This window comes from Streptomyces sp. NPDC054841 (assembly GCF_053611045.1).
The window spans coordinates 1-11,257 of the sequence record NZ_JBSGZO010000278.1; the positions used below are offsets into that span (position 1 = coordinate 1).

General features: G+C 72.5%; 8 protein-coding genes. 6 read left to right on the forward strand and 2 right to left on the reverse strand.

All coding sequences use genetic code 11. The features are described from left to right. The first annotated feature begins 316 nt into the window (after positions 1–316). The 6 genes from ACWGI8_RS29190 to ACWGI8_RS29215 all read left to right on the forward strand — a co-directional run bounded on the left by ACWGI8_RS29190 (position 317) and on the right by ACWGI8_RS29215 (position 8,775). Positions 317–1,168, forward strand: coding sequence for a carbohydrate ABC transporter permease (locus tag ACWGI8_RS29190; protein ID WP_453665366.1), 852 nt, complete (start codon positions 317–319; stop codon positions 1,166–1,168). Further along, on the forward strand, positions 1,165–2,046 hold the full coding sequence (locus ACWGI8_RS29195; RefSeq protein WP_453665368.1) for a carbohydrate ABC transporter permease: 882 nt from the start codon (positions 1,165–1,167) through the stop codon (positions 2,044–2,046). The genes ACWGI8_RS29190 and ACWGI8_RS29195 overlap by 4 nt, the downstream gene beginning before the upstream one ends. Positions 2,047–2,050: 4 nt before the next feature. After that, positions 2,051–3,748 carry a beta-N-acetylhexosaminidase gene (locus tag ACWGI8_RS29200; RefSeq protein WP_453665370.1) on the forward strand — a complete coding sequence of 566 codons (1,698 nt, stop codon included), beginning with the start codon at positions 2,051–2,053 and terminating at the stop codon, positions 3,746–3,748. Positions 3,749–4,034: 286 nt separating this feature from the next. After that, positions 4,035–4,913, forward strand: coding sequence for an FAD binding domain-containing protein (locus tag ACWGI8_RS29205; protein WP_453665372.1), 879 nt, complete (start codon positions 4,035–4,037; stop codon positions 4,911–4,913). After that, positions 4,910–6,442, forward strand: a complete 1,533-nt coding sequence (locus ACWGI8_RS29210; protein ID WP_453665373.1) for a 2Fe-2S iron-sulfur cluster-binding protein — start codon at positions 4,910–4,912, stop codon at positions 6,440–6,442. Before ACWGI8_RS29205 ends, ACWGI8_RS29210 begins: the two co-directional genes overlap by 4 nt. Continuing rightward, positions 6,439–8,775: a xanthine dehydrogenase family protein molybdopterin-binding subunit gene (locus ACWGI8_RS29215; RefSeq protein WP_453665374.1), complete on the forward strand. Its 2,337-nt coding sequence runs from the start codon at positions 6,439–6,441 to the stop codon at positions 8,773–8,775. Before ACWGI8_RS29210 ends, ACWGI8_RS29215 begins: the two co-directional genes overlap by 4 nt. Before the next feature lie 51 nt (positions 8,776–8,826). Here ACWGI8_RS29215 and ACWGI8_RS29220 read toward each other — a convergent pair whose 3' ends face one another. Both ACWGI8_RS29220 and ACWGI8_RS29225 read right to left on the reverse strand, forming a co-directional pair. Then, positions 8,827–10,848, reverse strand: coding sequence for a serine/threonine-protein kinase (locus ACWGI8_RS29220; RefSeq protein ID WP_453665376.1), 2,022 nt, complete (start codon positions 10,846–10,848; stop codon positions 8,827–8,829). Positions 10,849–10,859: 11 nt separating this feature from the next. Further along, the coding region (locus tag ACWGI8_RS29225) for an outer membrane protein assembly factor BamB family protein (RefSeq protein WP_453665378.1) at positions 10,860–11,257 on the reverse strand (398 nt) is incomplete at its 5' end.

The following is an 11,257-nucleotide window of genomic DNA, read 5'->3' on the forward strand; positions in this document are numbered from 1 at the left end:
GCCTTCGGCCGCGGACCCCGTGGGGCCTTCGGCCCCGGGGGCCGCCGGGGCGATGCAGGAGGCTGTTCCAGCCCGTCCGGCGTTCGCGGGCGGGCATGCGGGCCGCGGGCTCGGTGCCTGCCGGGTTTCGCGGTCTCCGGCCGAGCTCCGCGGCTCTGCGGATGCCGCGGGTCCGCCGGCTGCTGCGGCGGCCTCGGCGGCCCCCGCCACAGGCGTCGGCAAAGCCGGGACCCCGGGCGCCCGTGGCGCATCGTCGGAGGCCGTCCGCAGGACGCGCGCGGCGCGGGGGCGGGGCCGCGGGGACTGGACCCCGTGGATGTACCTCGCGCCCGCGCTCGTCGTGCTGGGCGGACTGCTCGTCTACCCGATCTATCAGCTCGGGCTGATCTCGTTCCTGGAATACACCCAGGCTCAGGTCAGCGGCGGCGAACCGACCTCGTTCCAGGGGTTCGGCAACTACTCCGCCCTGTTCGGCGACAGCCAGTTCTGGCAGGTCCTCCTCGCCACCCTCGTCTTCGCCGCTGCCTGCGTCGTCGCCACCCTCGCGGTCGGGTGCGCCCTCGCCGTACTGCTCACGCGGATCCGCGCCGTGCCCAGGCTCGCGCTGATGCTCGCCGCGCTCGGGGCGTGGGCGACGCCCGCGGTCACCGGCTCGACGGTGTGGGCCTTCCTCTTCGACCCGGACTTCGGCCCGGTCGACAAGGTCCTCGGACTGGGCGACTTCTCGTGGACGTACGGCCGCTACAGCGCCTTCGCACTCGTCCTCTTCGAGGTCGTGTGGTGCTCGTTCCCGTTCGTGATGGTGACGGTGTACGCCGGTATCAAGGCCATCCCGGGCGAGGTCCTCGAAGCGGCCTCGCTCGACGGCGCCTCGCAGTGGCGGATCTGGCGTTCCGTCATGGCGCCGATGCTCCGGCCCATCCTGGTCGTCGTCACCATCCAGTCCATCATCTGGGACTTCAAGGTCTTCACCCAGATCTATGTGATGACGAACGGCGGCGGAATCGCCGGCCAGAACCTCGTCCTCAACGTCTACGCCTATCAAAAGGCTTTCGCGTCCTCGCAGTACAGCCTCGGCTCGGCGATCGGCGTCGTGATGCTGCTGATTCTGCTCGCGGTCACGCTGGTCTACCTGCGGCTGCTGCGCCGCCAGGGGGAGGAACTGTGAGTGCGTTCTCCGCTCGTATCCGTATCCGTATCGGCGTCCGTGTCCGCGTCAGCGTCCGCCGGCCATGGCGCTTCGCCGCGGAGGCGACCGCCCTGCTCATCGCGGCCGTCGTCGCCTTCCCGCTCTACTGGATGGTGCTCTCCGCCTTCAAGCCGGCGGGCGAGATCCAGTCCACCGAGGCCCGGCCCTGGACGCTTTCGCCGTCCCTCGACTCGTTCCGCCGCGTCTTCGATCAGCAGGAATTCGGCCGCTACTTCCTCAACAGCCTCTTCGTGGCCGGAGCGGTGGTCGTCGCCTCCGCCCTGATCGCATTTCTCGCGGCGACGGCCGTGACCCGCTTCCGTTTCCGGTTCCGCACCACGCTGCTGATCATGTTCCTGGTCGCGCAGATGGTGCCGATCGAGGCGCTGACCATCCCGCTCTTCTTCCTGATGCGGGACTTCGGACAGCTCAACACCCTCGGCGCGCTGATCCTTCCGCACATCGCCTTCTCGCTGCCGTTCGCGATCTGGATGCTGCGCGGCTTCGTCAAGGCGGTCCCTGATGCGCTGGAGGAGGCCGCGTACATCGACGGCGCGAGCCGTACGCGCTTCCTCTGGCAGATTCTGTTCCCGCTGGTCTTCCCGGGGCTGGTGGCGACGAGCGTCTTCTCGTTCATCTCCACATGGAACGACTTCCTGTTCGCGAAGTCCTTCATCATCAGCGACACCTCGCAGTCCACGCTTCCGATGGCGCTGCTGGTCTTCTTCAAGCCGGACGAGAACGACTGGGGTGGAATCATGGCGGCGTCGACCGTGATGACTGTTCCTGTGCTCGTCTTCTTCGTACTCGTACAGCGACGTCTGGTCTCGGGGCTGGGCGGAGCGGTGAAGGACTGACGGTATGAGCAACCATGTCCGTTTCCCCACGCCGGCCGTGGAACTGATTCCGGCTCCGGCGCGGCTGTCCGCCTCGCTGCCCGGCGGCGGCACGGGATACGTCATCGATGCGGAGACCGAGATCGAGGCGGGCCCCGGAACCGAGCGGGTCGCGCGGTGGCTGCGCGCCACCGTCGGCGCGGCCACCGGGTTCCCGCTTCCGCCGCACACGGACAACTGGAACCGCATCCTGCTGCGGATCGTCCCCTCGCTCGCCGAGGAACTCGGCAGCCCGGAGGCGTACCGCTTCACCGCCGACGGCTACGTCGTCGCCATCGACGGGGCGAGTGAGACGGGTGTGTTCTGGGGCGCCCAGACCTTCCGTCAACTGCTGGGGCCGGATGCCTTCCGCCGAGCCCCCGTCGTCAGGAGGGAGGAGTGGGAAGTCCCCGCCGTCACCATCCATGACACCCCCCGCTTCCGCTGGCGCGGCCTCATGCTCGACGTCGCCCGCCACTTCCTCCCCAAGGACGACGTCCTCCGCTACCTCGATCTCCTCGCCGCCCACAAGCTCAACGTCTTCCACTTCCACCTCACCGACGACCAGGGCTGGCGCATCGAGATCAAGCGCCATCCGCGCCTCACCGAGGTCGGCGCGTGGCGTTCCCGTACGAAATGGGGCCACCGGGCTTCCGAGTTGTGGGACGAGAAACCGCACGGCGGCTACTACACGCAGGACGACATCCGCGAGATCGTCGCGTACGCCGCCGAGCGACACATCTCCGTCGTTCCGGAAATCGACATCCCGGGCCACTCGCAGGCCGCCATCGCCGCGTATCCGGAACTGGGGAACACCGACGTCATCGACACGTCCGGCCTGTCCGTCCGGGACACCTGGGGCATCACTGCGAACGTCCTCGCCCCCACCGACGACACCCTCCGCTTCTACGAGGGCGTGCTGGAGGAGGTGCTCGATCTCTTCCCCGCCGCCGGCTCCCCGTTCATCCATATCGGCGGCGACGAGTGCCCGAAGGACCAGTGGAAGGCCTCCCCGGCCGCCCAGGCCCGCATCAAGGAGCTCGGCCTCGCCGACGAGGACGAGCTGCAGTCCTGGTTCATCCGGCACTTCGACAGCTGGCTCAGGGCCCGCGGCCGCCGCCTCATCGGCTGGGACGAGATCCTGGAGGGCGGCCTCGCGGAAGGCGCCGCGGTCTCCTCGTGGCGTGGATACGTCGGCGGGATCGCCGCCGCCCGCGCGGGCCACGACGTCGTCATGTGCCCCGAGCAGCAGGTCTACCTGGACCACCGGCAGGCGCCCGGTGAGGACGAGCCCATGCCCATCGGCTTCGTGCGCACGCTGGAGGACGTCTACCGTTTCGAGCCAATTCCGGCCGAGTTGACCCCGGCCGAGGCGGAGCGGGTCCTCGGCACCCAGGCCAACGTCTGGACCGAGGTCATGCAGGACCGCTCCCGCGTCGACTACCAGGTCTTCCCGCGTCTCGCCGCCTTCGCCGAGGTCGCCTGGTCCGCGCTGCCCGCCCCGGCGGACCGGGATTTCGCCGATTTCGAGCGGCGGATGTCGTCCCACTACCAGCGGCTTGACGCGCTGGGCGTCGACTACCGGCCACCGGGGGGCCCGTTGCCGTGGCAGATGCGCCCTGCCCCCAAAGGAATGACAGGCTGTCTCGGACGCCCGATCGAGGGGGCGCCCCCAAACGTGTGAGCCCGGCCGCAAGGGGATGTCCCGAGGGCGGGTCCCTGGGACTGTGGTGGGCCACAGGGGAAAGTCACACAAGGAATGTATAGAAGCGGCAATCCGCATGTGACTGCCATGCCGTAGCAAAGCGGACGATTCCCCTTTGCGGGGATGTCCGGGACGGATGCGTCCTTCGTGGACCCTCGCATCGGTCCGCCCGGAAGATGTGCCAGAGTTGCCAAGTCCGGGCTGTGAGCACGTACGGTACGGCATCACAGGGGGACAGCCGGGACACCGGGAAGGGGCAGCTGGGTTGACCACGCACGCACCGCAGGCGGCGCAGTCCGTGACGCTGCCGGCCTCGCTCGACGAGGCCGTGGCGGCGCTCACCGCCATGCCCGCCGCCGTGCCGGTCGCGGGCGGTACGGACCTGATGGCGGCCGTCAACAAGGGCCGGCTGCGGCCCGCCGGCCTCGTCGGTCTCGGCCGCATCAACGACCTCCGCGGCTGGCAGTACCAGGACGGCCACGCGCTCCTCGGCGCCGGCCTCACCCACTCCCGGATGGGCCGGCCCGACTTCGCCGCGCTCATCCCCGCGCTCGCCGCCTCCGCACGCGCCGCGGGACCGCCGCAGATCCGCAACGCCGGCACGCTCGGCGGCAACATCGTCACCGCCGCCCCCACCGGCGACACCCTGCCCGTGCTCGCCGCCCTGGAGGCGGACCTGGTCATCGCGGGGCCGGGCGGCGCCCGCCGCGAGATCCCGGTCTCCCACCTGCTGGCGGGCCGCGAGATGCTCGGCCCGGCCGAGCTGATCGGCTTCGTACGGGTACCGCTGCTGCACGCCCCGCAGGTCTTCCTCAAGGCCACCGGACGCACCGGCCCCGGCCGGGCCTCGGCGTCCGTCGCCGTCGTCCTCGACCCGGCGCGCCGTGGCGTGCGCTGCGCGGTCGGCGCGATCGCACCGATGCCGCTGCGCCCGCTGGAGGCGGAGCGCTGGATCGCCTCGCTGATCGACTGGGACGGCGAGCGCGGGCTGGCGCCGGAGGCGCTGGCGGCGTTCGGGGAGTACGTGGCCGCCGCCTGCATCCCTGACCCGCAGGGCGAGGAGCAGTTGCCGCCCGCCGTCCTGCATCTGCGGCGCGTGGTCGCCGCACTGGCCCGACGAGCACTGGGGAGGGCGCTGTCATGAGCTCCGAAGAGAACGCGCCGCAGAACCGCGCTCCGCAGCGCGGTGGCTGGCAGCCGATCCCGGGCGGGGAGTACGACGCCGACGCCACCGCTTTCGTCCAGCTGCCGCCCGAGGACGCGCTGGACGCCCCGCTCGCGGCGCCCGGGCACGGCTATGTGCCGCCCCAGATCCCGCCCCTGACCCCGGGCGCGGCGGCCGACCCCACGGCGACGGGCACCTGGACCGTGCCGCCGCAGGCGTCGCAGGGCGGCGAGGTGCACCACTGGCCCGAGCCCGCGCATGACCCGCAGCCCGCGCCGGGGGCCCGGAGCGACGCACAGACCACCCACGACCCCCGTGCGACAGGGCAGTGGACGTTCCCGGAGGCCGTCGACCCGGCCGCGGGCGCCACCTCCGTCCCCGGCGCGGCCCCGGCCGCCGGTACTCCGGGCGAACTCACCGGGCAGTGGACGATTCCGGTCGCCCAGGGCGACATCCCCGACGAGTCGGGCGAGTTCACGACGTCCGTGCTGGCGTCCCAGTGGGGCGGTGGCACTCCGCCGGCCACACTGCCGGGTGGGGCGACGGCCCCATGGGCGACGACGCCGGAGCCGGCCGTTCCGGAAAGCGCCACGCCCGCCGCCGGTACGCCGGTCCCGGACGTGGCGTACCCCGCGACCCTGCCGGGCGGCGCGCCCGCGCCGTGGGCCACGGGGGCGTACACCGCCCCCGAGGCGCCGGCCGAGCCCGTCGCTGAGCCGGAGACGGAGCCCGCCGCCGCGCCGGAGGCCGCCGGGCCGGACCCCGTACCCGCGCCGGAACAGCACGAAGCGGCTCCCGCACCGGCCCCCGAACCGGCTTCCGAGGCCGCGCTGCCGGCCCCCGGAGCCCCCGACGCGGCGCCGGACGCCGCGGACGCCCCCGCCGGGTTCCCGAACGACGAGCACCCCCACACCTCGTACGTCCTGCGCGTGAACGGGGCGGACCGCCCCGTCACGGACGCCTGGATCGGCGAGTCGCTGCTGTACGTGCTGCGCGAGCGTCTCGGTCTCGCCGGTGCCAAGGACGGCTGCTCGCAGGGCGAGTGCGGCGCGTGCAACGTCCAGGTCGACGGCCGGCTCGTCGCCTCCTGCCTGGTGCCCGCGGCCACCGCGGCCGGTTCCGAGGTGCGTACGGTCGAGGGCCTGGCCACCGACGGCGAACCGTCCGACGTCCAGCGGGCCCTCGCCAAGTGCGGAGCCGTCCAGTGCGGCTTCTGCGTTCCCGGCATGGCCATGACCATCCACGATCTGCTGGAGGGCAACCACGCCCCCACGGAACTCGAGACCCGCCAGGCCCTCTGCGGCAACCTCTGCCGCTGCTCCGGCTACCGAGGCGCCATCGACGCCGTACGCGAAGTCGTCGCCGAGCGCGCGGCGAGCGCGGCAGCCGCCGCCGAGAGCGGCGACGAGGCCCGTGAAGCGACTCATGACGGGGCCCGCATCCCGCACCAGGCACCTCCGGGCGCCGGTAGTGTGCAGCCCCACCCGCATGACGGAGGCATGGCGTGAGCAACGACGCGGCCACCGCGACCCCGGCGGTCGACGGCCCCCAGCAGGAACCTTCCCCTGCCCTCGGCGGGGAGGCCCCGATCGCTCACGGCCTCGGCGCTTCCCTCCCCCCGGCGGACGCGCGCGCGAAGACCGAGGGCACGTTCCCCTACGCCTCCGATCTGTGGGCCGAGGGCCTGCTGTGGGCCGCGATCCTGCGCTCCCCGCACCCCCATGCCCGTATCACCGCCATCGACACCTCCGCCGCGGCCGACATGCCGGGCGTGCGGGCCGTCATCACGCACACCGACGTCCCGGGCGACGCGGCGTACGGCCGCCGGATCGCCGACCGCCCCGTCTTCGCGTCCGACACCGTCCGCCACCACGGAGAGGCGATCGCGGCGGTCGCCGCGGACCACCCCGACACGGCCCGGCTCGCGGCGGCCGCGATCTCGGTCGAGTACGAGATCCTCGAACCGGTCACCGACCCGGAGAAGGCCTTCGCCGCCGAGCCGCTCCACCCCGACGGCAATCTGATCCGCCACATCCCGCTGAGCTTCGGCGACCCGGACGCGGCCGGAGAGATCGTCGTCGAGGGCCTCTACCGGATCGGCCGCCAGGACCCCGCCCCCATCGGCGCCGAGGCCGGCCTCGCCGTGCCCCGCCCCGACGGCGGCGTCGAGCTCTACACCGCCTCCACCGACCCCCACACGGACCGGGACCTGGCCGCGGCCTGCTTCGGACTCTCACCCGAACAGGTAAAGGTGGTCGTCACCGGCGTCCCGGGCGCGACGGGCGACCGCGAGGACCCGGGCTTCCAGATCCCGCTCGGGCTGCTCGCCCTGCGCACCGGCTGCCCGGTCAAGCTCACCGCCACCCGCGAGGAGTCCTTCCTCGGCCATGCCCACCGCCACCCCACCCTGCTCCGCTACCGCCACCACGCGAACGCGGAGGGCCGCCTGGTGAAGGTGGAGGCGCAGATCCTGCTGGACGCGGGCGCGTACGCCGACTCCTCCTCCGAGTCCCTCGCCGCCGCCGTCGCCTTCGCCTGCGGACCGTACATCGTTCCGCACGCCTTCATCGAGGGCTGGGCCGTACGCACCAACAACCCGCCCTCCGGCCATGTGCGCGGCGAGGGCGCGATGCAGGTGTGCGCGGCGTACGAGGCGCAGATGGACAAACTGGCCGCGAAGCTGGGCCTGGACCCCACCGAGGTCCGCCTCCGCAACGTCCTCGCGACCGGCGACATCCTCCCCACCGGCCAGACCGTCACCTGCCCGGCGCCGGTCGCCGAACTCCTCCAGGCCGTCCGCGACTTCCCGCTCCCCGCCCTGCCCAAGGACACCCCCGAAGAGGCCTGGCTCCTGCCCGGCGGCCCCGAGGGCGCGGGCGAGCCGGGCGCGGTGCGCCGCGGCGTCGGCTACGCGCTGGGCATGGTCCACATGCTCGGCGCGGAGGGCACGGACGAGGTCTCCACGGCCACCGTGAAGGTCCACGACGGAGTCGCCACGGTCATCTGCGCGGCCGTCGACACCGGCCAGGGCTTCGCCACCCTCGCCCGCCAGATCGTCCAGGAGACCCTCGGCATCGACGAGGTCCACGTCGCCTCGGTCGACACCGACCAGCCCCCGGCGGGACCGGCCACGCACGGCCGTCACACCTGGGTCTCGGGCGGCGCGGTCGAGCGGGCCGCGAAGATGGTCCGCACTCAGCTCCTCCAGCCCCTGGCCCACAAGTTCGGCATGTCCACCGAACTGCTGCAGATCACCGACGGCAAGATCACCTCCTACGACGGTGTCCTCTCCACGACCGTCACCGAGGCGATGGACGGCAAGGAACTCTGGGCCACCGCCCAGTGCCGCCCGCACCCCACCGAGCCCCTCGACGACCACGGCCAGGGCGACGCCTTCGTCGGCCTCGCCTTCTGCGCGATCCGCGCGGTCGTCGACGTCGACATCGAACTCGGCTCCGTACGCGTCGTCGAAATGGCCGTCGCCCAGGACGTCGGCCGCGTCCTCAACCCCGCCCAGCTCGCCACCCGTATCGAGGCGGGCATCACCCAGGGCGTCGGCGCGGCCCTCACCGAGAACCTCCGCACCGCCCGCGGCCTGGTCCGCCACCCGGACCTGACGGGCTACGCCCTCCCGACCTCCCTGGACGCACCGGACATCCGCATCGTCAAACTCGTCGAAGAACGCGACGTGGTGGCCCCCTTCGGCGCGAAGGCCGCGAGCGCGGTCCCGGTCGTCACCTCCCCGGCCGCCGTCGCCTCGGCGGTCCGCGCGGCGACGGGCCGGCCCGTCAACCGGCTGCCGATCCGGCCACAGGCGGCGGTGGCTGCGCCGAACGCGTAGCGGGACGCCTCGGCACGGGCCGGGGGCGGGCACCCCCACGACCCGCACCGGTCACACGCCTCCCGACACCGCCGTCACGGTCTCGTTCTGCAGCAGGAACAGCCGCTTGCCGTTCGACGTCAGCTTCAGCGACTTGGTGCTGTGCTGGGGGTGGGTCCAGGCCCGCTTGCCCGTGTCCTTGTGGAGGGCCACGGCGTCGAACGACTTGGGGTCCTTGCCGGTGACGTCGCAGACGTAGTCCCCGAGGATCTGGGGGCCGGTGCTGAGCAGGGGTACGCCCCTGATGTCGGTCGCCCAGATCTTCGCGCCGTCGCTGAGGCGGCGGCAGTGCAGCGTCCACGATGCGGCCACGTAGAGGCGATCCCCGTCGACGGTGGGAGTGGACCAGTCGGAGCCGTCGGGCGCGGCCCGGACCGTCCACACGTCCTTGCCGTCCTGGAGCCGGACCACCCTCAGCGGTCCGCCGCCCAGGACGACGGTGTCGCCGTGGATCAGCGGCATCGCGCCGTAGCCGCCCGCCTTGCGCCGCTCCCAGACATGCCGTCCCGAGCGGGCGTCGAGTGCGGTGATGTCCCCCTCGTGCGAGTTGAGGATCAGGTGGTCTTCGCCCGCGGTGGCATAGCCGAAGCCGAACACGGTGGGGACGGTCCACAGGACCTTGCGGGTCTTCGTGTCGAGGGCGCGGATCTTCTTGCCGCGCGTCAGGACGTACAGCGTCGCGTCGTTCGCCGCGAGGATCGTGGCGGCCTCGATCTCCGCGGACCACTGCTCCTTGCCGGACGACGGGCTGAGGGCGTGCACCGCGCCGCCGGCGTCTCCCGCCACGATCAGACCGCCGGGCAGTACCAGGAACTCCGAGGACGGGGTGATGTTCGGCGACTCCCACTTCTTCCGGCCGTCGCCCGCCCCGTAGGCGACGAGTCCTCCGTTCTTCGCTCCGAACACCACGACGTCGTCGACGGCGAGTGCGGGAGGGCTCCAGGGATCCGCGACCGCCAGCGGACCCCAGGCGCGTGTTCCCGCGGGAGCCGCCTTCGCGCTGTTCTTCGGTGACGGCCCGCTCGGTTCCTCCTCGCCGCTCATCAGCCAGGCGGCCGTGCCACCCCCGGCGGCCAGTACGGCGGCTCCGGCCGCGAGCCCGGTCAGGAACCTGCGGCGGCCGGGAGGCTCTGCGACGACCGTGCCGGGGAGCGTCGACCACTGCTGTGCGCCGGTCTCCCGCTGCTTGATGTCGGTGGCCAACGGGCCCTGCCGCCAGATCCGTTCGGGGCGCCGCGGCGGCGCGAAGGCCGCACGGATCTGATCGGGGGAGGGCCGCGACGCGGGATCCTTCGCCAGGCACGGGCCGATGAGCGGGCGCAGCGGTTCCGGGACCCGGCTCAGGTCCGGCTCCCCGTGGACCACTTCGTACTGCACGGCGGCCACATGGCCGCCGGAGTACGCCCGTACACCGCTTGCCGCGTAGGCCAGGACGGCCCCGAGGGAGAAGATGTCCGCTGCCGGACCGACCCGCTGCCCCAGCACCTGCTCGGGTGCGCCGAAGCCGGGCGTCACCGGGGCCTGGCCCGTGGTGGTGAGCGTGAGCCCGTGCTCGGGTCGCGCGATGCCGAAGTCGATGACGCGCGGGCCGGAGGAGGTCAGCACGATGTTCGCGGGCTTGAGGTCGCGGTGGATCAGGCCGGTGGCATGGATGGTCCCGAGCGTCTCGGCGAGAGCGGCGGCGAGGGCGCGCAGGGCCTCGTCCTGGAGCGGCCCGTAGGCGGTGACAGCCTGCTCCAGGGTCGGCCCCGCGAGGAACTCCGAGGCGATCCAGAGACGGCCGCCCTCGGTCTGGGCGGCCAGGACCCGTGCGACACCCTGGCCGGTGACGGCCCGAGCGGCCTCCGCCTCGCGCAGAAAGCGCTGCACCATGTGCTGGTCATGGGCGAGCTGGGGCAGCAGGATCTTGACGGCCGCGGCCCGGCCCTGGCTGTCGTGGGCGAAGTACACCTTGCCCATGCCCCCGGCACCGAGCACTCCGACGAGGCGATAGGGGCCGAGCCGGAGTGGGTCGCCGGGGCCGAGAGTGTTCATCCGAGAGTCCTTCATGAGGGGTTCGCGGGGTACTTGAAGGTGAGGTTGACGGCGATGACCTCCTCGCCGTCCGTGAGGACGAGGCGCTTGGCGGACTCGTGGAAGGTGAGGCTCCGTGAGCTTCTGGAGAAGGCCCATTCCTGGGCGTGGGTACGGAGGTTGACCACGCAGACGCTGCCGCCGGCCGTGACGAAGACGTATTCGCCGTTCACGGCGATCGGGACCGTCGGCTCGGGAGCCCTCTTGGTCTCCGTCTCCCACCGGAGCTTCCCGTCGGCGGCGCCCACGGCCACGACGCCCATGTCCTTCTCCGCCGCGTACACCACTCCGCCTCGCAGGGCCGGCGTGCCGTACGAGCCGGCCGGGCGGCCCGCTCCGAACGTCCAGGCGACGGCGCCGTCGCTCAGCC